Origin of the sequence: Desulfotignum balticum DSM 7044 (assembly GCF_000421285.1) — a bacterium.
GTDB classification, from domain to species: Bacteria; Desulfobacterota; Desulfobacteria; order Desulfobacterales; family Desulfobacteraceae; genus Desulfotignum; species Desulfotignum balticum.
Genome location: NZ_ATWO01000001.1, coordinates 877,465 through 896,219 on the forward strand (window position 1 = coordinate 877,465; position 18,755 = coordinate 896,219).

Annotated in this window: 23 protein-coding genes; all 23 read left to right on the forward strand. The window is 48.4% G+C overall.

Translation table 11 applies throughout. From position 1 onward, the window contains the following. Nucleotides 1-10 precede the first annotated feature (10 nt). Nucleotides 11-4,135, forward strand: a complete 4,125-nt coding sequence (gene rpoB / locus K365_RS0104615) for a DNA-directed RNA polymerase subunit beta (RefSeq protein WP_024333704.1) — start codon at nt 11-13, stop codon at nt 4,133-4,135. Between the two features lie 10 nt (nt 4,136-4,145). After that, on the forward strand, nt 4,146-8,528 hold the full coding sequence (rpoC, locus tag K365_RS0104620; RefSeq protein WP_024333705.1) for a DNA-directed RNA polymerase subunit beta': 4,383 nt from the start codon (nt 4,146-4,148) through the stop codon (nt 8,526-8,528). Nucleotides 8,529-8,631: 103 nt separating this feature from the next. Continuing rightward, nucleotides 8,632-9,003, forward strand: coding sequence for a 30S ribosomal protein S12 (gene rpsL, locus K365_RS0104625; protein ID WP_006963761.1), 372 nt, complete (start codon nt 8,632-8,634; stop codon nt 9,001-9,003). 31 nt (nt 9,004-9,034) lie between these two features. Then, the gene (gene rpsG / locus K365_RS0104630) at nt 9,035-9,502 is read left to right on the forward strand and encodes a 30S ribosomal protein S7 (RefSeq protein ID WP_006963760.1); all 468 of its coding nucleotides are present in this window, start codon (nt 9,035-9,037) and stop codon (nt 9,500-9,502) included. 45 nt (nt 9,503-9,547) lie between these two features. Then, the gene (tuf, locus tag K365_RS0104635; RefSeq protein WP_006963759.1) at nt 9,548-10,741 is read left to right on the forward strand and encodes an elongation factor Tu; all 1,194 of its coding nucleotides are present in this window, start codon (nt 9,548-9,550) and stop codon (nt 10,739-10,741) included. A gap of 21 nt (nt 10,742-10,762) precedes the next feature. Next, a complete protein-coding gene (gene rpsJ / locus K365_RS0104640) occupies nt 10,763-11,071 on the forward strand; it encodes a 30S ribosomal protein S10 (protein WP_006963758.1) in 309 nt (102 codons plus the stop codon). 20 nt (nt 11,072-11,091) lie between these two features. Continuing rightward, nucleotides 11,092-11,712: a 50S ribosomal protein L3 gene (gene rplC / locus K365_RS0104645; protein WP_024333706.1), complete on the forward strand. Its 621-nt coding sequence runs from the start codon at nt 11,092-11,094 to the stop codon at nt 11,710-11,712. A gap of 113 nt (nt 11,713-11,825) precedes the next feature. Continuing rightward, nucleotides 11,826-12,449 carry a 50S ribosomal protein L4 gene (gene rplD, locus K365_RS0104650; RefSeq protein WP_024333707.1) on the forward strand — a complete coding sequence of 208 codons (624 nt, stop codon included), beginning with the start codon at nt 11,826-11,828 and terminating at the stop codon, nt 12,447-12,449. A gap of 1 nt (nt 12,450) precedes the next feature. Further along, the gene (gene rplW, locus K365_RS0104655) at nt 12,451-12,738 is read left to right on the forward strand and encodes a 50S ribosomal protein L23 (protein WP_006963755.1); all 288 of its coding nucleotides are present in this window, start codon (nt 12,451-12,453) and stop codon (nt 12,736-12,738) included. 12 nt (nt 12,739-12,750) lie between these two features. Beyond that, nucleotides 12,751-13,584 carry a 50S ribosomal protein L2 gene (gene rplB / locus K365_RS0104660; protein WP_006963754.1) on the forward strand — a complete coding sequence of 278 codons (834 nt, stop codon included), beginning with the start codon at nt 12,751-12,753 and terminating at the stop codon, nt 13,582-13,584. A gap of 13 nt (nt 13,585-13,597) precedes the next feature. Continuing rightward, nucleotides 13,598-13,873, forward strand: a complete 276-nt coding sequence (gene rpsS, locus K365_RS27135; RefSeq protein WP_006963753.1) for a 30S ribosomal protein S19 — start codon at nt 13,598-13,600, stop codon at nt 13,871-13,873. A 40-nt stretch (nt 13,874-13,913) separates the two neighbouring features. Next, nucleotides 13,914-14,249 (forward strand): 50S ribosomal protein L22, encoded by a 336-nt coding sequence (gene rplV / locus K365_RS0104670; RefSeq protein WP_006963752.1) that lies wholly within the window; start codon nt 13,914-13,916, stop codon nt 14,247-14,249. 15 nt (nt 14,250-14,264) lie between these two features. Continuing rightward, complete coding sequence (gene rpsC / locus K365_RS0104675; RefSeq protein ID WP_024333708.1) at nt 14,265-14,918, forward strand: 30S ribosomal protein S3; 654 nt, start codon at nt 14,265-14,267, stop codon at nt 14,916-14,918. A gap of 26 nt (nt 14,919-14,944) precedes the next feature. Further along, nucleotides 14,945-15,352 (forward strand): 50S ribosomal protein L16, encoded by a 408-nt coding sequence (rplP, locus tag K365_RS0104680; protein WP_006963749.1) that lies wholly within the window; start codon nt 14,945-14,947, stop codon nt 15,350-15,352. Nucleotides 15,353-15,354: 2 nt separating this feature from the next. Continuing rightward, the gene (rpmC, locus tag K365_RS0104685) at nt 15,355-15,555 is read left to right on the forward strand and encodes a 50S ribosomal protein L29 (protein ID WP_006963747.1); all 201 of its coding nucleotides are present in this window, start codon (nt 15,355-15,357) and stop codon (nt 15,553-15,555) included. Nucleotides 15,556-15,567: 12 nt separating this feature from the next. Beyond that, a complete protein-coding gene (gene rpsQ, locus K365_RS0104690; RefSeq protein ID WP_006963745.1) occupies nt 15,568-15,831 on the forward strand; it encodes a 30S ribosomal protein S17 in 264 nt (87 codons plus the stop codon). A gap of 17 nt (nt 15,832-15,848) precedes the next feature. Further along, nucleotides 15,849-16,217, forward strand: coding sequence for a 50S ribosomal protein L14 (gene rplN / locus K365_RS0104695; protein ID WP_006963743.1), 369 nt, complete (start codon nt 15,849-15,851; stop codon nt 16,215-16,217). A gap of 24 nt (nt 16,218-16,241) precedes the next feature. Next, nucleotides 16,242-16,571, forward strand: a complete 330-nt coding sequence (gene rplX / locus K365_RS0104700) for a 50S ribosomal protein L24 (RefSeq protein WP_006963741.1) — start codon at nt 16,242-16,244, stop codon at nt 16,569-16,571. A 21-nt stretch (nt 16,572-16,592) separates the two neighbouring features. After that, nucleotides 16,593-17,132 (forward strand): 50S ribosomal protein L5, encoded by a 540-nt coding sequence (rplE, locus tag K365_RS0104705; protein ID WP_024333709.1) that lies wholly within the window; start codon nt 16,593-16,595, stop codon nt 17,130-17,132. Next, complete coding sequence (locus tag K365_RS27140; protein ID WP_435050805.1) at nt 17,080-17,337, forward strand: type Z 30S ribosomal protein S14; 258 nt, start codon at nt 17,080-17,082, stop codon at nt 17,335-17,337. Before rplE ends, K365_RS27140 begins: the two co-directional genes overlap by 53 nt. Nucleotides 17,338-17,401: 64 nt before the next feature. Next, a complete protein-coding gene (rpsH, locus tag K365_RS0104710; protein WP_006963737.1) occupies nt 17,402-17,800 on the forward strand; it encodes a 30S ribosomal protein S8 in 399 nt (132 codons plus the stop codon). A gap of 18 nt (nt 17,801-17,818) precedes the next feature. Continuing rightward, nucleotides 17,819-18,361 carry a 50S ribosomal protein L6 gene (gene rplF / locus K365_RS0104715; protein ID WP_006963735.1) on the forward strand — a complete coding sequence of 181 codons (543 nt, stop codon included), beginning with the start codon at nt 17,819-17,821 and terminating at the stop codon, nt 18,359-18,361. Between the two features lie 18 nt (nt 18,362-18,379). Then, nucleotides 18,380-18,748 carry a 50S ribosomal protein L18 gene (gene rplR, locus K365_RS0104720; protein ID WP_024333710.1) on the forward strand — a complete coding sequence of 123 codons (369 nt, stop codon included), beginning with the start codon at nt 18,380-18,382 and terminating at the stop codon, nt 18,746-18,748. Nucleotides 18,749-18,755: the final 7 nt, after the last annotated feature.

Genomic DNA, 18,755 nt, shown 5'->3' on the forward strand with positions numbered 1-18,755 from the left:
GGGAGACAACATGACCGATAGTCTTTTGACCAACAAGCGTATCCGAAAAGAATTCGGCAGCAAGCGGAAAATTATTGATATACCGGATCTGATCGGTATGCAGCGCAATTCTTTCGAAAGCTTCTTACAACGTGAAACTCTGCCCGCAGAACGTGAAGAAAAAGGGCTGCATGCGGTATTTAAATCGGTTTTCCCCATCAAGGATTTCACCGATACTGCTTCCCTGGAATATGTGTCATATTCTTTCGGTGAAGCCAAGCATTCCATGAAGGAATGCATCAGCAGAGGGATGACCTACGATATTCCCGTCAACATCCGGGTTCGACTGGTGGTGTATGATCATGACAAAGACACAGGGAATGCCACCATTCGTGATATCAAAGAGCAGGAAATTTATTTCGGCACCATTCCTTTGATGACCCGTAAGGGCACATTTATCATCAATGGTACTGAAAGAGCGGTTGTGAGCCAGTTGCACCGTTCTTCCGGTGTTTTCTTTGACCATGACAAGGGAAAGAATTACTCCACAGGAAAAATTATCTACAACGCCAGAATCATTCCGGTGAGAGGGTCATGGATCGATATGGAAATCGATGCCAAAGACATCATCAATATCCGGATCGACCGGCGCAGAAAATTTCCGGTTTCCATTCTGTTCAAGGCATTTGGCTACAGCAGCGAAGACATATTGGATTTCTTTTACCGGAAAGAGCGCATTGTTAAAAAGGAAGGCTCGTTTTTTAAGGAGTTTGTTCCTGACAACCTGGTTCGGCAGCGGGCCAGTTACGATATCCTGTCACCTGAGACCGGGGATGTGGTTGTAAAACAGGGAAGAATCTTTACAAAACGGGCTTTGAAGCAATTGGCGGACGAGGGATTGACCTTTATTCCGGTTACGATCGAAGATCTGATGCAAAAAGCGTTTGCCCGGGATATCCAGGACCCGGACAGCGGAAGTGTTCTGTTCAAAGCCGGTGAAATGATCGAAGAAGATACTTTTGAGATTCTTGAAAATCACGGAATATCAGATTTTCATATTCTGCATGTGGATTCCAGAAGTTCCGATGCCATGAGAAAAACTCTGGTGAGTGACAAAGTACAATCCAGAGAAGTGGCGCTGATGGATATTTATCGCCGGTTACGCCCGGGAAATCCGGCAACCATTGAAGTGGCCCAGGATTTTATTGATCATTTGTTTTTCCGTCAGGCTTATTATGACCTTTCCAAAGTCGGACGTCTGAAAATGAATCTGCGCCTGGGCGTGGATACCATGCTGGATGTAAAAACCCTTCGGAAAGAAGATGTACTGCTGACAGCCGCAACCCTGATCGAACTCAAAGATACCCAGGGGCAGGTGGATGATATCGACCATCTGGGCAACCGTCGGGTGCGTGCCGTCGGGGAATTGCTGGAAAATCATTATCGCATCGGGCTCATCCGTATGGAGCGGGCCATCAAAGAAAAAATGAGCATGCAGGAAGTCGATGCCATGATGCCCCACGATCTGGTGAACCCCAAACCGGTCTCAGCCGTGGTCAGAGAATTCTTTGGTACGTCCCAGCTGTCCCAGTTCATGGATCAGACCAATCCATTGTCTGAAACGACGCATAAACGCCGGTTGTCCGCCCTGGGACCCGGCGGATTGACGCGGGAGCGTGCGGGATTTGAGGTCAGGGATGTTCATCCGTCTCATTACGGACGTATCTGTCCCATTGAAACGCCGGAAGGTCCTAACATCGGTTTGATCGTGTCTTTGTGTACCTATGCCCGGGTCAATGATTTCGGATTCATAGAAACGCCTTTCCGTCTGGTGAATGATTCGGTGGCCAGCAAAACCATTCAGCATTTGAGCGCGTTCGAGGAAAAAGACCACCCCATTGCCCAGGCCAATGCACCGCTGGATACGGGTGGCCGGTTTATCAACCCGACCGTATCCGCCCGGGTGGCCGGTGAGTTTGAGTTGGTTCCCCCGGATGTGGTCAAGTACATGGATGTGTCTCCGAATCAGCTGGTATCTGTGTCGGCTGCTTTGATTCCATTTTTGGAAAACGACGATGCCAACCGGGCGCTGATGGGATCCAACATGCAGCGTCAGGCCGTGCCGCTGATTCGCAGCGAAGCGCCTCTGGTGGGTACGGGTATGGAAAGTGTGGTGGCCAGAGATTCAGGCGTCACCATTGTTGCGGATTATGACGGCATTGTGGTGGATGTGGATGCCAAGCGCATCGTGGTCAGAAATGACGATGAAAGCAAAGGGTTCGATAAAGCAGTATCCATATATAATTGTATCAAATTTGTCCGTTCCAATCAAAATACCTGTTTCAACCATCGGCCCATTGTGGACAAAGGGGACCGGGTGAAAAAAGGCCAGGTGATCGCGGATGGGCCCTCCACGGAAATGGGTGAACTGGCGTTGGGAAAAAATGTCACTGTGGCATTCATGCCCTGGGATGGATACAATTATGAGGATTCCATTCTGGTGAGTGAACGTCTGGTGAAAGACGGAGTTTATACATCCATCCATGTGGAAGAGTTCGAAGTTCTTGCCCGGGATACCAAACTGGGTAAAGAAGAGATTACCCGGGATATTCCCAACGTGGGAGAAGACGCGCTGAAAAATCTGGATGACAGCGGTATTATTCGTCTCGGCGCGGAAGTGTTTCCCGGAGATATTCTGGTGGGCAAGATTACACCCAAGGGGGAAACCCAGCTGTCTCCGGAAGAAAAACTGCTTCGGGCCATATTCGGAGAAAAAGCCGGAGATGTCAAAGACACCTCGTTGACGGTCCCGCCCGGGGTCAGTGGCAAAGTGATCGATGCCAAGGTGTTTTCCAGAAGAGGTCTGCCCAAGGATGATCGCACCCGGCTCATTGAGGATGAGGAAATTGAACGCCTGGAAAAAGACCGGGATGATGAGATCCGGATTATTTCCCTGGTAGCCAGAGAAAAAGTGGAATTGATCCTGGACGGACACAAGGTGGCGGCAGATCTGGAAAAATCCGGAAAAAAACAGATAAAAAAGGGAGATACCATCGTACCCGGCATGCTGGAAGGAATTCCGGTATCGTTTCTGGTGCACCTGTCTGTGGAAGATGCCGTAATGACGGAAAAGGCCCAGCAGATTCTGGAACAGGCCCAGGAACAGATCAAAAAAGCCAGAGAACATTTTAATCGACAGGTTTCCCGATTTGAAAAAGGGGATGATCTGCCCCCGGGGGTTTTGAAATTGATCAAAATCAGCGTGGCCATGGAGCGGGTGCTGTCTGTGGGTGATAAAATGGCCGGCCGGCATGGGAATAAAGGGGTGGTCTCCCGGATTCTGCGTGTGGAGGATCTGCCGTATTTTGCCGACGGACGTCCCGTGGACATGGTGCTCAATCCGTTGGGAGTCCCTTCCCGTATGAATGTCGGTCAGATTTTGGAAATTCATCTGGGTCAGGCTGCGTTCGGTTTAGGACAGCAGATCAATGAAATGATCGAAGAAAAACGTATGGATGCGCTTCGGGACAAAGTAAAAAGTATCTTTTCTTTGACCGAAAAACAGAAAGCCGATGATATTGAAGATGTGCTGGCCAAACGGATTGACGGCATGCAGGACCATGAGTTGCTTGAGTTTGCCTCTCTGTATAAGAACGGCGTTCATACTGCCACGCCGGTATTTGACGGTGCCACGGAAGATGAAATCAAGGATCTGCTTGACATGTCCGGATATCAGCGTTCCGGTCAATCGACGCTTTATGACGGCAGAACCGGTGAACCTTTTCATACACCGGTTACTGTGGGAACCATGTACATGCTTAAACTGCATCATCTGGTGGATGATAAACTGCATGCACGGTCCATCGGTCCCTATTCCCTGGTCACTCAGCAGCCTCTGGGCGGTAAGGCTCAGTTCGGCGGGCAGCGCTTAGGTGAGATGGAAGTCTGGGCCATGGAAGCCTATGGTGCGGCCCATGCGCTTCAGGAGTTTCTCACGGTCAAATCCGACGATATGGTGGGTAGAACCCGTATGTATGAAAAGATCGTCAAAGGCCAGAGTGTACTGGAGCCGGGCATGCCTGAATCATTTAGAGTCTTGATCAAAGAGCTCAATAGTCTGGGTTTGGATATGAATCTTATAGAAGGCAACAAATAAGGAGAAAGCATTGGATAATATATACGATTTCTTCGCAAAACCAAAAGATCCCAAGATTTATCAGGGTGTTCAGATCAGCCTTGCCTCTTCCGACCAGATTAGAGAGTGGTCCCATGGGGAGATCAAAAAACCGGAAACCATTAATTACCGGACGTTCAAACCGGAGCGGGACGGATTGTTCTGCGCCAAGGTTTTCGGACCCACCAAGGATTACGAATGTAACTGCGGCAAGTACAAACGCATGAAACACCGGGGCGTGGTGTGTGAAAAATGCGGGGTGGAAGTCATTCAGTCCAAGGTGAGGCGTGAGCGCATGGCTCACATCGAGCTGGCATCTCCGGTCTCCCATATCTGGTTTTTAAAAAGTCTTCCTTCCAAGATCGGTAATGCGCTGGATCTGACGTTGAAGAGTCTGGAGAAAGTACTGTATTTTGATTCCTATATTGTGATGGATCCCAAGGATACCGGCTTGAAAAAATACCAGCTTTTATCAGATGATCAGTATTACGAAGCCTTTGAAACATTCGGAGAAGAAGCGTTCGTAGCTGGGATCGGAGCGGAGGCGATTTTGACACTTTTGGATGAACTGGATCTTCAGAGCATCCATGATACACTCAAAGAAGAGATCAATCTCACCAAATCAGTGGCCAAACAGCAAAAAATGGCCAAACGGCTCAAGGTGATTTCCGCTTTTCTGACTTCCGGAATCGAACCCTCGCGCATGATCATGACGGCCTGCCCCATACTGCCGCCGGATCTTCGGCCGCTGGTTCCCCTGGAAGGGGGACGGTTTGCCACGTCTGATCTCAATGACCTGTACCGCCGGGTCCTGAACCGGAACAACCGTCTCAAACGTCTGGTGGATCTGAACGCACCCGATATCATTGTCAGAAACGAAAAACGCATGCTCCAGGAATCGGTGGATGTACTGTTCGACAACGGGCGGCATGGCCGGGTTGTCACGGGGACCAATAAACGACCGCTCAAATCGTTGAGTGACACGCTCAAGGGGAAACAGGGCCGGTTCCGCCAGAACCTACTGGGAAAACGGGTGGACTATTCCGGGCGTACCGTGATTACGGTGGGGTCTGAACTGCGGCTTCATCAGTGCGGTATTCCCAAAAAGATGGCTCTGGAGCTTTTCAAACCGTTTATTTATAACTATCTGGAGCAAAAAGGGCTGGTTTCCACGGTAAAAAGTGCCAAAAAGATGGTGGAAAAGGAAGAAAATGAAGTCTGGGATGCACTGGAATCGGTGGTCAAGGAATATCCGGTGATGCTCAACCGGGCGCCGACCCTGCATCGCCTCGGGTTCCAGGCATTTGAGCCGGTACTCATCGAAGGAAAGGCCATTCAGCTGCATCCTCTGGTCTGTCCGGCATTCAACGCGGATTTTGATGGAGACCAGATGGCGGTGCATGTGCCCTTGTCTCTGGAAGCTCTTCTGGAAGCCCGGGTGATGATGCTTTCCACCAACAATATTTTGTCACCGGCCAATGGACAGCCCATTATCGTGCCCACCCAGGATATTGTACTGGGCATTTATTATATGACCCGGGCCGTGTCGAGCCAGAAAGGGGAAGGCAGTATTTTTTCCTCCATCGAAGAAGTCCGGTATGCGTTTGACGCCGGCTCTCTGGCACTTCATGCCAAAATAAAGGTCCGGATCGACGGGGAAATTTATGATACCACCACCGGCCGGATTCTGCTGTGGGAAACCATCCCCGGTGATACCCTTTTGTCTTTGACCCGGATCCGGACCGAATCCGAAGAATCGTGCGAAGCGGCGCTGGCGGAACTGAAAGCCGGCAAACCCTTTGACGACGTATTGAAAAAATATTCCGATGACGAGATCAAAAAGACGCTTGGCAAAACCGAGTTGTTGACCCGTAAGGAATTTAAAAATCTGTTTCAGGTATCGGATGTGGTGGTCGAGCAGTTGTTCGGGCTGAAGCTGGGCCAGTTCACGGATGTCCGGATGGTCGGTGACCGGTTCACTGTTTTCAAAGTGGATGAACGGAAAACCACGTTGCCGTTCAAACTGGTAAACAAGCTCATGGACAAAGGATCCATTGTCAATCTGATCGATTATGCCTACCGGAATATCGGGTTGAAGGAAACCGTGGTTCTGTCCGACCGGCTCAAGGATATCGGATATAAATATTCCACTTTGGGCGGGTTGTCCATCTGTGTGGATGACATGATCATACCGAAACAGAAATGGGATATCGTATCCGCAGCGGAAAATAATGTTCTTGAGATCAAAAATCAGTATGCAGAAGGATTGATCACCCAGGGTGAGAAATACAACAAGGTGGTGGATATCTGGGCCCAGGCCACCGATGATATTGCCAATGCCATGATGGAAGTGATGAAAAATCCCACCGGTGCCAAGAATATTGAAGCCCTGGAAGGGCTGAATGCGGTGTACGTCATGGCGGATTCCGGGGCCCGTGGGTCCAAGGATCAGATGCGGCAGCTGGCCGGGATGCGGGGACTGATGGCCAAACCGTCCGGTGAGATCATTGAAAATCCCATTACCGCCTGCTTCCGGGAAGGGCTGACCGTGCTCCAGTATTTTATTTCCACCCATGGGGCCCGAAAAGGTCTGGCAGATACCGCTCTGAAAACAGCCAACTCCGGTTATCTGACCCGGCGGCTGGCTGATGTGGGACAGGATTGTACCATTATTGAAGAAGACTGCGGTACCATCAACGGAATTGAGGTGGAGGCATTGTACGAAGGCGGAGAAGTCATTCAAACGCTGGGAGAAAGGATTCTGGGCCGGGTGATTCAGGAAGATGTCAAAGATCCTTATTCCGATGACTTCATTGTGGGTGTGGATACGGAATTAACGGAAATGCACGTGGCAAAAATTGAAGCAGCCGGGGTTCAGAAGGTAAAAATCAGGTCGGTGCTGACCTGTAATTCAAAACACGGAGTCTGTTCCAAATGTTACGGCCGGGATCTTGCCCACGGCGACACGGTTGAGATCGGACAGGCCATCGGAATTGTGGCGGCCCAGTCCATCGGAGAACCCGGAACCCAGTTGACCATGCGGACCTTCCACATCGGCGGAACCGCTTCCAGAAAAGTGGAAGTTGCCGAGGTCAAGGCCCGGGTCGGCGGGATTCTCAAATACAATGAAACACTTCAGACCGTGACCACTGCGGGAAATGACATCATTGTCATGAACCGAAAAGGGGGCGGGGTCACCATTGTGGGTGAAGATGGCCGGGAACGGGCCAGGGAAACAGTTATTTACGGCGCCACACTGCAAGCCAAAGACGGTCAGTTCGTTGAGCCCGGTGAAATCATTGCCAGCTGGGATCCGTTTACCACCCCCATTATTACAGAAGTATCCGGTCGGGTCCGGTTTTCGGATATTGAAATCGGCAATACCGTTCAGGAACAGATCGACCCGGTAACCGGTAAGGTCAGCCGGACCATTACCGATGGCAAAGATTCTGAAACCCGTCCCCGCATTACATTGCGGGATGCCAGCGGAAAAGCTGTGAAATTGCCTTCTTCCAATGCCGCAGCCCGGTATTATCTGCCGGTCAATGCTATTTTAACCGTGGAGGAAGATGACCATGTTCTGGCAGGAGATGTGATTGCCAAGCTCCCCAGAGCAACTACCAAAACCAAGGATATCACCGGTGGTCTGCCACGGGTGGCAGAACTGTTTGAGGTGAGGAAACCCAAAGATCCCACTATTTTATCGGAAATAGACGGTACCGTCAGTGTGTCCAAAGGAACCAAAGGCCGGCAGAAAGTGACGGTAACACCGTCCGATGTGGGTGAGAAAAAAGAATATGCCATTCCCAAGGGGCAGCATGTCACCGTTTACGACGGAGATTTCATCAAAGCAGGGGATCCGCTGCTCGCCGGCAGTGCAAACCCTCAGGATATCATGAATATCAAGGGGGAGGTGGCTTTGGCCAAATATCTGGTGGATGAGGTCCAGGAAGTGTATCGCCTGCAAGGGGTCCGCATCAATGACAAGCATATTGAAGTGGTGATCCGTCAGATGATGCGTCGGGTCAAGGTGGTGTCCACGGGTGATACCAATTTTATCCCGGATGAACAGGTGGACCGCGTTGTATTCGAGGAAACCAACCGCGAGGTGGCAATGAAGGGCGGAGAACCGGCCAAAGGTGAACCCCTGATTTTAGGGATTACCAAGGCCTCTTTGTCTACAGACAGTTTTCTGTCTGCAGCATCGTTCCAGGAAACTACCAAGGTACTGACTCTGGCCGCCATCGAAGCCAAATATGATGGACTCAAGGGGTTGAAAGAGAACGTGGTAATGGGACGGTTGATCCCTGCCGGTACCGGTTTCCCGGGCTATCAAAATGTGGAGGTCGGCTTGGGAGAGGCTGTGAATTTGTAATGGAAGTTTAAAAATTTCTTGACATTTTAAATTTTGGTAAGTAATATTAAATATTTTGTCGTGTAAGGCGATGTATAGAATGTATAAGGAGCGTTGAAAAATTATGCCGACCATTAATCAGTTGGTTCGAAAAAGTAGAAAAAAAGCTGAGGAAAAGGTGAGTACGCCTGCTTTGAAAGGTGGGCCGCAGAAACGAGGAGTTTGTACCAGGGTGTATACATCAACGCCTAAAAAACCGAACTCCGCCTTGAGAAAAGTGGCAAGAGTCAGATTGACGACCGGGATGGAAGTTGCGGCGTACATTCCGGGCATGGGGCACAACCTTCAGGAGCACTCGGTGGTGCTGGTAAGAGGTGGCAGGGTCAAAGACCTTCCAGGTGTCCGGTACCATATCGTCCGAGGGGCGCTGGATACCCTGGGTGTGGATGACAGGCGGCAGGGCCGTTCCAAATACGGTGCCAAAAGGCCCAAGTAATTCAATTAAGACTAAAAAATGGACATGATACATGGCACAGAAATATATCATAAGTGAAAATTTGACGAAAAATGCCACGCAGGAACAAAAGCTTGCGGCTAAATTCGTGAACTGCGTGATGAAAAACGGCAAAAAAAATGCGGCACGGAAAGTTGTGACTACGGCCCTGCTGATCGCCGAGGAAAAAGTGGGTGAGCCGGCTCTGGATGTATTTAAAAAAGCAGTGGACAATATTCGTCCGGCTGTGGAAGTCAAATCCAGACGAATCGGTGGATCCACCTATCAGGTGCCCACAGATATCAATCCGGCCCGGCAGACCGCTCTGGCTTTCAGATGGTTGATCAATTTCAGCCGGGGGCGCTCCGAAAAAGGGTTTGAAAAAAAGCTGGCTGCTGAACTGATGGATGCATATAATCAGCGGGGCGGTGCCATGAAAAAGAAAGAAGATACTCACAAGATGGCAGAGGCCAACAAGGCATTTGCTCATTTCAGGTGGTAAAAAAATAAGAATTCTCAAAAACATTCCAATGGAGGAATAAAGAAGATGGCTAAGGAGAAATTTGAGCGGAAAAAGCCGCATGTAAACATTGGAACCATTGGTCACATCGACCATGGCAAGACCACGCTGACCGCTGCAATCACCAAGCATGCCGGATTGAAAGGGCACGGGACATACGTTCCGTTCGATGAGATTGACAAAGCTCCGGAAGAAAGAGAGCGGGGAATTACCATTGCCACCGCCCATGTGGAATATGAAACTGATGCGCGTCATTATGCCCATGTGGATTGTCCGGGCCATGCCGACTATATCAAAAACATGATCACCGGTGCTGCCCAGATGGACGGGGCGATTCTGGTTGTGTCCGCAGATGACGGTCCCATGCCCCAGACCCGGGAGCATATTCTTTTGGCCCGCCAGGTCGGGGTGCCCAGAATTGTTGTATTTTTAAACAAATGCGACATGGTGGATGATGAGGAATTGATCGAGCTGGTGGAAATGGAACTTCAGGAGCTGCTGGATTCCTATGATTTTCCCGGTGATGAGACGCCGATTATCCGTGGATCTGCATTGAAAGCGCTGGAGAGCGATGATCCGGACAGTGACGAAGCCAAGCCGATTTTTGAGTTGCTCAGCACATTGGATTCTTACGTGCCGGAACCGGAACGGGATATGGACAAGCCGTTTCTGATGCCCATTGAGGATGTGTTCTCCATTTCCGGTCGGGGTACGGTTGTGACCGGTCGTATTGATCGCGGCGTGATCAAACCGGGTGATGAGATTGAACTGGTGGGGATTCGTGATACTGCCAAGACCGTGTGTACCGGTGTTGAGATGTTCAGAAAGCTGCTGGATCAGGGACAGGCGGGAGACAACGTTGGGTTGCTGCTGCGGGGAACCAAACGGGACCAGGTGGAAAGAGGCCAGGTGGTGGCAAAGCCGGGTACCATTACGCCCCATACCAAGTTCAAAGCGGAAATGTATGCATTGAGCAAGGAAGAAGGGGGACGTCATACCCCGTTTTTTACCGGGTACCGGCCTCAGTTTTTCTTCAGAACCACGGATGTGACCGGTGTGCTGACCCTGGAAGAAGGCGTTGAAATGATCATGCCGGGCGACAATGCCACCATTAATGTGGAGCTGATTGCTCCCATCGCCATGGAAAAAGAACTGCGGTTTGCCGTGCGGGAAGGCGGTCGTACCGTGGGCGCCGGCGTCATCGCTGAAATTTTTGAATAAGGGTTAAGAAAGAACGCAATCATGCTGAAAACAAAAATAAGAATTCGGCTCAAGGCTTATGATCATAAGCTGCTGGACCAGTCCTCTATGGATATTGTTGATACGGCAAGGAAAACCGGTGCCAGAATAGTGGGGCCGGTTCCTCTTCCCACCCGGATCAACAAGTTTACGGTTTTGCGCTCACCCCATGTCAATAAAAAGTCACGGGAACAGTTTGAAATTCGGACCCATAAAAGGATGCTGGACATTCTGGAGCCCACTCAACAGACGGTAGACGCCTTGATGAAACTGGATTTGTCACCGGGCGTCGATGTGGAAATAAAGTTATAGCTCGATAACAGGAACCAAAAATGAACGGAATAATCGGAAAAAAAATTGGGATGACCAGTGCCTTTGCATCGGATGGAAGGCTTGTTCCTGTTACTGTCGTGCAGGTGGGACCCTGTGTGGTTACACAGGTGAAAACACAAGAAACAGACGGGTACACAGCACTTCAGCTCGGTTTTGATGAAACCCCGGTTGAAAAGCAGAACAAACCAATTGCTGGTCATTTAAAAAAAGCGACAGACAAAGGGTACCGCGTATTAAAGGAATTCCGCAGCCCATCAGTTGAAGGTGTGGCGCCGGGTACAGTTGTGAATCTGGATATTTTTTCCATCGGTGAAAAAGTGACGGTGACAGGTACTTCCAAGGGACGTGGTTTCCAGGGTACTATCAAACGTCATGGATTCAGCCGGGGACCGGAAACCCATGGTAACAGAAATCATCGGAAACCAGGCTCCATCGGAAACAGTGCATGGCCTGCAAAGGTGATCAAGGGCAAACGCATGCCGGGCCATATGGGGGTCGAGAAGGAAACCGTAAAGAATCTGACTGTTGTGGATATTAAACAAAATGAAAATCTTTTGTTGCTGAAGGGCGCGGTTCCAGGGCCTAAAACAGGGATTATCAAGATTTATAAAACCAGTTAACAGGAAATAATAGATTTGGCCGATTTTCAGAAAGTCGGTTGAAATATTGCGGCTATGGGTATTGCGGAAAAAACGCGGTGATGCATAGTTGATCAAAAATTAAGAGGAAGAATATGGCAGCTGTAGATGTATTGAACAGTGCAGGTGAAAAAGTGTCTGAAACCCAGCTTCCTGATGAAATATTCAGCGTACCGGTTAAGGCAAGTGTTCTTCACGATGTGGTGCGATCCCAGCTCGCCTCCAGGCGGGAAGGGACAGCTGCGTCTAAAACACGTGGTGTGGTCAAAGGAAGCACCAGAAAGCTTTTCAGGCAGAAAGGAACCGGGAATGCGCGGGCCGGAAGTATCAAATCTCCGCTGAGAAAAGGTGGCGGAATTATTTTTGGGCCGTCTCCAAGATCTTATGCGTACAAGGTGCCGAAAAAAGTGAGAAAGCTTGCTTTGAAAATGGCTTTGAGCAGCAAGTGCGAAGAAAAATCACTTTTTGTAATCGATGATTTCAAATTGGACCAGATCAAGACAAAACAACTGGCTTCCGTTCTGGAAGTGCTGAAACTGAACAACCTGTTGATCGTATCGGATGCACAGGATGATACACTTCTGGAATTGTCTTCCCGGAATATCCCTCATGTGAAAGTGATCAAGACGGCAGGTCTGAATGTTTATGATATTTTGAAATACAAGCATCTCCTGCTGGTAGAGTCCAGTATTCAGAATATTCAGGGGAGGTTGAGCTGATATGAAACAATACGATATCATCAGAGGGCCTGTGGTGACTGAAAAGACGACCCTTCAAAAGGAATTGAACAATCAGGTGACCCTGCAGGTTGACAAAAAAGCGAATCGCCTTGAGATCAAGGATGCGGTTGAAAGAAATTTCAACACCAAGGTGAAACAGGTCAGAACCATTCAGGTCAAGGGTAAAGTCAAGCAGCGGGGCCGGATTATCGGCAAGCGGAAAGATTGGAAAAAAGCTGTTGTGACGCTGATGCCAGGGCAACGAATTGATTTTTTTGAAGGCGTTTAGAGAGGTAAATTTATGTCAACGATAATAAAGGCCAAACCGACATCTCCCGGAAGACGTTCCCAGGAATTCCTTTCTTTTGAAGAGATTACCAAGTCGAAACCTGAAAGACGTCTTACCAGAAAGATAAGTAAAAAAGCCGGGCGGAACAACAACGGACGGGTGACGACAAGGCATCGGGGCGGCGGCGCAAAAAAACAGTACCGTATCATCGATTTCAAGCGTGATAAGGATGGGATTCCAGCCAAAGTCACAGCCATAGAATATGACCCCAACCGAAGTGCACGGATCGCGCTGCTGGTTTATGCAGATGGTGAAAAGCGATATATACTGGCACCCCTGGAAGTAAAAGTGGGGGATATTCTGGAAACCGGACCGGATGCCGATATTAAACCCGGTAACTGTATGCCGCTGGAAAAAATTCCCACAGGTACCCGGATTCATAATATAGAGCTAAAACAGGACAAAGGCGGACAAATTGTCAGAAGCGCGGGTGCGTTTGCCCGGCTCATGGCCAAGGAAGGTGATTACGCCCAGGTGCTGCTGCCGTCCGGTGAAGTTCGTATGGTCCATGTGAAATGTAAGGCAACGGTTGGGCGTGTCGGCAACGAAAAACACGGCGACGTCAGTCTTGGCAAAGCGGGCCGATCCAGATGGCTGGGTAGACGACCGTCTGTTCGAGGTGTTGCCATGAACCCGGTGGATCATCCCATGGGCGGCGGCGAAGGCCGTTCTTCGGGGGGTCGCCAGCCCTGTACGCCCTGGGGGGTTCCCACCAAAGGCAAGAGAACCAGGAATAATGCGAGGACGGATCAGTATATCGTTAAAAGAAGGGCTAAGAGAAAATAATAGGTGATAAATTATGCCACGATCATTGAAAAAAGGACCATATATTGCACCGGCGCTTTTGAAAAAAGTTTTGGTGGCAAGAAATGCCAACAGCAATAAAGTGATTAAAACATGGTCAAGACGTTCGACTATTTTACCGGAGATGGTCGGCATCACGTTTGCCGTTCACAATGGAAAAAAATTCATTCCTGTTTTTGTTTCTGAAAATATGGTGGGTCATAAACTGGGTGAGTTCTCACCGACTAGAACATTTTGGGGTCATGCCGGAGATAAAAAAGCCAAACGGTAGAATCAATGGCTCCACTGGATTATAAGGGATAAGGTGTGACATGGAAGTAAAAGCAAGTACAAAATTTGCAAGGATATCACCGTTCAAGCTTCGGCTGCCCATCGGCGAGGTCAAAGGAAAAAGTGCGGAACAGGCGTTGACGACTTTGAAATTTATGCCTTTGAAGGCGGCTGGAATTATCCATAAGACGCTTGAATCCGCAGTTGCCAATGCAGCGCATAACAACGAGCTGGACGTGGATAAACTGATTGTAAAAAATATTATCGTCGATCAGGGGCCCTCTTTGAAACGATTTCGTGCGAGAGCCAGAGGAAGAGCCAGCAGAATTTTAAAACGTACCAGTCATTTAACTGTAATAGTCGCTCAGATCGACTAAGAGGAGGAACTTAGCTTGGGCCAGAAAGTACATCCGACCGGATTAAGATTAGGCATCATCAGGACATGGGACTCCAGATGGTATGCAGACAAAGAGTATGCGGAATTTGTCGAGGAAGATTTCAAAGTCCGAAAATTTCTCAAAAACAAATTATACCATGCCGGTATTTCCAAAATTGAAATTGAACGGTTTTCCAAACAGATCCGGCTGAGAGTTTATGCGGCCAGACCCGGTATTATCATCGGGAAAAAAGGATCAGAGATTGCCCTGCTTAAAAAGGAGCTTGAAAAAATTCTTAAACCTGAGGTGCTAATCGATATCAAGGAAGTGCGTAGACCGGAAATTGACGCACAGCTGGTTGCTGAAAACATCGCTCAGCAACTGGAAAGACGGATTGCCTTCAGGCGCGCCATGAAGCGCAGCGTCACTTCAGCCATGCGGTTTGGTGCCAAGGGTATCAAAATTATTTGTTCCGGCCGACTGGGGGGTGCTGAAATGGCCAGAACAGAATGGTATAAAGAAGGACGGATCCCCCTCCACACCCTTCGGGCTGATGTGGATTACGGCTTTATTGAAGCCAAAACCACATACGGAACCATCGGCATCAAGACCTTTATATTCAAAGGTGAGGTGGTGAACCCGAGTGAACAGATGATGGCGACAAATTAGTAGAGGTTATTTAGGAGAACAAGCAAATGCTCAGTCCAAAAAATGTAAAATACCGAAAACAGTTCCGCGGCAGAACCAAAGGATCTCCGACACGGGGGAACACTTTGTGTTTTGGTGATTATGGACTACAGGCGGTTGAATGCGGCTATGTGAATGCCAGACAGATCGAGGCGGCCAGGGTCGCATTAACCCGATATGCAAAAAGAGCCGGTAAAAGCTGGATTCGTTTTTTCCCGGATCATCCGGTGACCAAAAAACCGGCTGAAGTTCGAATGGGTAAGGGTAAAGGCGCAACCGATGCCTGGGTCGCCCGGGTGAAACCCGGAAAGATTCTCTATGAAATGGAAGGCATTACCAGAGAGACAGCCAAAGAAGCATTGCGGCTCGCCGCCCGGAAACTTTCCGTGAAAACCCGTTTTGTGGAAAGGAATTAACCATGTTGAAAACCGGTGAAATCAAGGAAATGGGGGAAACCCAGATGCAGGAAAAACTGGTGTCGCTGAAAAAAGAGCTTTTCAATCTTCGTTTTCAGAATGACATCGGCCAGCTCGAAAACACGGCAAAACTGTCTGAAGTCAAAAAAGACATTGCCCGGCTTTATACCGTATCCAGACAGATGAATGTGAACATTGGTTGAGGGTGAAAAAAAATGGAAAATATGCATAAAGGCAAGAAAAAAGAACTAAAGGGGCTGGTGACTTCAGATAAAATGGACAAATCCGTGGTTGTCCAGGTAGAGCGGTATATTCAGCATAAAATGTATAAAAAATATATCAAACAATACAAAAGATACCAGGCCCATGATGAAAAAAATGAATGCCGAATCGGGGATGAAGTGCAAATCATTGAAACCCGCCCCCTGAGTAAGCTGAAACGGTTCAGGGTGACTCAGATCACTAAAAAGGCCGTTTAATTCTAAGGAGTTGAAAAATGATTCAAACGGAAACAAGACTGACGGTTGCAGACAACTCCGGTGCCAAGGAATTGTATTGTATCAAAGTGTTGGGTGGGTCCAAGAGAAGATATGCCAGCATTGGTGATGTCATTATCGTATCGGTCAAAGAAGCCATCCCTAATGCCAAGGTAAAAAAAGGCGATATCGTACCGGCTGTGATTGTCAGAACCAAAAAGGAAATTTTCAGACCGGACGGTTCAGCCATTCGGTTCGATGACAATTCAGCTGTGGTTCTGACCAAAAACAATGAACCGGTGGGAACCCGTATTTTCGGACCGGTAGCAAGAGAGTTGAGGGCAAAGCGATTCATGAAAATTGTTTCTCTGGCTCCTGACGTTTTGTAAAATCGGTTGATTGGAGCAAAAGCAATGGAAACCAGAAAAATCAGAATAAAAAAAGATGATAAGGTAAAGGTCCTTACCGGTAAGGATAAAGATAAAATTGGTAAGGTGCTCAAGGTTATCAAAAAGACCAACCGCGTTGTCGTGGAAAATATCAACGTGGTAAAGGTCCATCAGAAACCCACACAGGCGAGCCCGCAGGGAGGAATTGTGGAAAAGAACATGCCCATAGATGTTTCCAATCTTATGCTCATGTGTAATGCCTGCGTGAAACCGACCCGGGTTGGTACCAGAAAACTGGAAAATGGTAAACGGGTTCGCGTCTGTAAAAAATGCAATGAGCAGATCGATGCTTAAGATCAGATCCGGAGAGAACAAATGACCACGCTAAAGGAAAAGTACAAAACCGAAATCATTCCCAAGTTAAAGGAAACCTTTAATTACACGAATGGATTTCAGGTGCCTAAATTAGAAAAAATTGTGCTGAATATGGGCTTGGGTGAAGCGGTTCAAAACCCCAAAATCATTGAATCAGCTGCACAGGAACTGGCATTGATCGCCGGGCAGAAGCCGGTGGTGACCCGGGCCAAAAAACCCATTGCCAATTTTAAGATACGAGCGGATCTGCCCATTGGATGCAAAGTGACCCTTCGGCGCGAAAAAATGTATGATTTTTTTGAACGACTGGTTAATATTGCATTGCCGCGTGTCAGGGATTTCAAAGGGGTTTCCGCCAAAGCGTTTGATGGCCGGGGAAACTACAGCCTGGGAATTACCGAACATATCATTTTCCCTGAAATTGATTATGATAAGACAGACAGCATCAAGGGCCTGAATGTCACGGTCGTCACTACGGCCAAAACTGATGAAGAAGGCAGAGAGTTCCTGCGGTATCTGGGAATGCCTTTTAAAAATTAGATATCTGAAGGAGGAACGTTTGGCCAAGAAAGCGTTAATTGCAAAGGCAAAGAGAACACCCAAATTTTCTGTACGTGGGTACAACCGGTGCCCATTGTGCGGCAGACCGCGGGCTTTCATCCGTAAAGCGGGGATTTGCAGGATCTGTTTCAGAACCCTTGCCTCCGAGGGAAAGTTGCCCGGGGTTACCAAGTCCAGCTGGTAACAGAAAATTGGTTTAATTAATTCGCAGTGCAAAAAGATACAGCTGAATTTCAAGGAGAGTTAATATGGCAGTGAGTGATCCCGTAGCAGACATGCTGACCATCATCAGAAATGGTGGTAAGGCAGGGTTTGCCAAAGTGGATATCCCCGGATCAAAAGTGAAACTGGAAATGGTGCGGGTGCTGAAAGAACAAGGGTATATCAAGAATTATAAGTTTCTTGAAGATGGTACCCAGGGAAAAATCCGTGTTTATTTGAAATATATGAAAGAAGGCAAGCCGACCATTTTTGGTATTGATCGGGTCAGTAAGCCGTCTTGCAGGGTTTATAGTAAAGCACAGGAAATAAAGCCGGTTTTAAACGGCCTGGGAATCGCCATTGTATCGACATCAAAAGGGGTGATGACCGATAAACAGGCCAGGGAAGCGAACGTCGGCGGTGAAGTTCTTTGTAATGTTTGGTAAGACAGGAGTCATATAATTATGTCACGTATAGGAAAAAAGCCGGTTCAGCTTCCAGATAAGGTCCAGATTACCCTGAACGGGGATGTGATTCAGGTGAAGGGTCCAAAAGGCAATCTAGAACGGCAGATACATCCGGCAGTCACAATAGAGATGAACGATTCGGTACTGGAAGTTAAAACCGATGATCAGGATAGAAAAAAGGTCGCATTGCAGGGATTGTTCCGTTCTTTGATCGCCAATATGGTGACAGGTGTCAGCAACGGCTATGAAAAACAACTGATTTTGGCGGGCATCGGGTACCGGGCCGAATCCAAAGGGACTCAGTTGGTCCTGAATGTCGGGTATTCCAATCCGGTGGAATTTGTTCTTCCTGAAGGAGTCGGCGCTGCCGTGGAGAACAACACCAAGATAACGCTGACTGCAATTGATAAAGAATTGCTTGGTCAGACTGCGGCCAACATCAGGGCTATCAGACCTCCTGAACCTTATAAAGGCAAGGGAATCATGTATGTGGATGAACGGATTATCAGAAAAGCAGGCAAGACTGCGGGTAAAAACTAAAACCTGGGAATAGTTATCATGGGAAATACATCACCAAAAGTTATGGCAAGACTCAAGCGGAAAAAAAGAATCAGAAAGCACATGCATGGCGACAAAAACCGTCTCAGACTGAGTGTTTTCAGGAGTTCCAGCCACATTTATGCCCAGATTATTGACGATACCATCGGGGAAACCTTGGTGTCCGCCTCTACCTTGGATAAAGACTACAAGTTGCATCCCGTCACAGGCAAAAAACAGGAAATTGCCAAAGCAGTGGGTGTGCTTCTGGGTAAAAAAGCCTTGGACAAGGGTATTACAAAAGTGATGCTGGACCGGAATGGATTTCTGTATCATGGACGAATCAAAGCACTATCAGACGGGGCTCGTGAAGCTGGTCTGGAATTCTAATTAAGGA

Bases quoted from the DNA above. Each gene is read 5' to 3' on its own strand.
- rpoB (WP_024333704.1), top strand. From the start codon at position 11: ATGACCGATAGTCTTTTGACCAACAAGCGTATCCGAAAAGAATTCGGC.
- rpsL (WP_006963761.1), top strand. From the start codon at position 8,632: ATGCCGACCATTAATCAGTTGGTTCGAAAAAGTAGAAAAAAAGCTGAG.
- rpsG (WP_006963760.1), top strand. From the start codon at position 9,035: ATGGCACAGAAATATATCATAAGTGAAAATTTGACGAAAAATGCCACG.
- tuf (WP_006963759.1), top strand. From the start codon at position 9,548: ATGGCTAAGGAGAAATTTGAGCGGAAAAAGCCGCATGTAAACATTGGA.
- rpsJ (WP_006963758.1), top strand. From the start codon at position 10,763: ATGCTGAAAACAAAAATAAGAATTCGGCTCAAGGCTTATGATCATAAG.
- rplC (WP_024333706.1), top strand. From the start codon at position 11,092: ATGAACGGAATAATCGGAAAAAAAATTGGGATGACCAGTGCCTTTGCA.
- rplD (WP_024333707.1), top strand. From the start codon at position 11,826: ATGGCAGCTGTAGATGTATTGAACAGTGCAGGTGAAAAAGTGTCTGAA.
- rplW (WP_006963755.1), top strand. From the start codon at position 12,451: ATGAAACAATACGATATCATCAGAGGGCCTGTGGTGACTGAAAAGACG.
- rplB (WP_006963754.1), top strand. From the start codon at position 12,751: ATGTCAACGATAATAAAGGCCAAACCGACATCTCCCGGAAGACGTTCC.
- rpsS (WP_006963753.1), top strand. From the start codon at position 13,598: ATGCCACGATCATTGAAAAAAGGACCATATATTGCACCGGCGCTTTTG.
- rplV (WP_006963752.1), top strand. From the start codon at position 13,914: ATGGAAGTAAAAGCAAGTACAAAATTTGCAAGGATATCACCGTTCAAG.
- rplP (WP_006963749.1), top strand. From the start codon at position 14,945: ATGCTCAGTCCAAAAAATGTAAAATACCGAAAACAGTTCCGCGGCAGA.
- rpmC (WP_006963747.1), top strand. From the start codon at position 15,355: ATGTTGAAAACCGGTGAAATCAAGGAAATGGGGGAAACCCAGATGCAG.
- rpsQ (WP_006963745.1), top strand. From the start codon at position 15,568: ATGGAAAATATGCATAAAGGCAAGAAAAAAGAACTAAAGGGGCTGGTG.
- rplN (WP_006963743.1), top strand. From the start codon at position 15,849: ATGATTCAAACGGAAACAAGACTGACGGTTGCAGACAACTCCGGTGCC.
- rplX (WP_006963741.1), top strand. From the start codon at position 16,242: ATGGAAACCAGAAAAATCAGAATAAAAAAAGATGATAAGGTAAAGGTC.
- rplE (WP_024333709.1), top strand. From the start codon at position 16,593: ATGACCACGCTAAAGGAAAAGTACAAAACCGAAATCATTCCCAAGTTA.
- K365_RS27140 (WP_435050805.1), top strand. From the start codon at position 17,080: ATGAAGAAGGCAGAGAGTTCCTGCGGTATCTGGGAATGCCTTTTAAAA.
- rpsH (WP_006963737.1), top strand. From the start codon at position 17,402: ATGGCAGTGAGTGATCCCGTAGCAGACATGCTGACCATCATCAGAAAT.
- rplF (WP_006963735.1), top strand. From the start codon at position 17,819: ATGTCACGTATAGGAAAAAAGCCGGTTCAGCTTCCAGATAAGGTCCAG.
- rplR (WP_024333710.1), top strand. From the start codon at position 18,380: ATGGGAAATACATCACCAAAAGTTATGGCAAGACTCAAGCGGAAAAAA.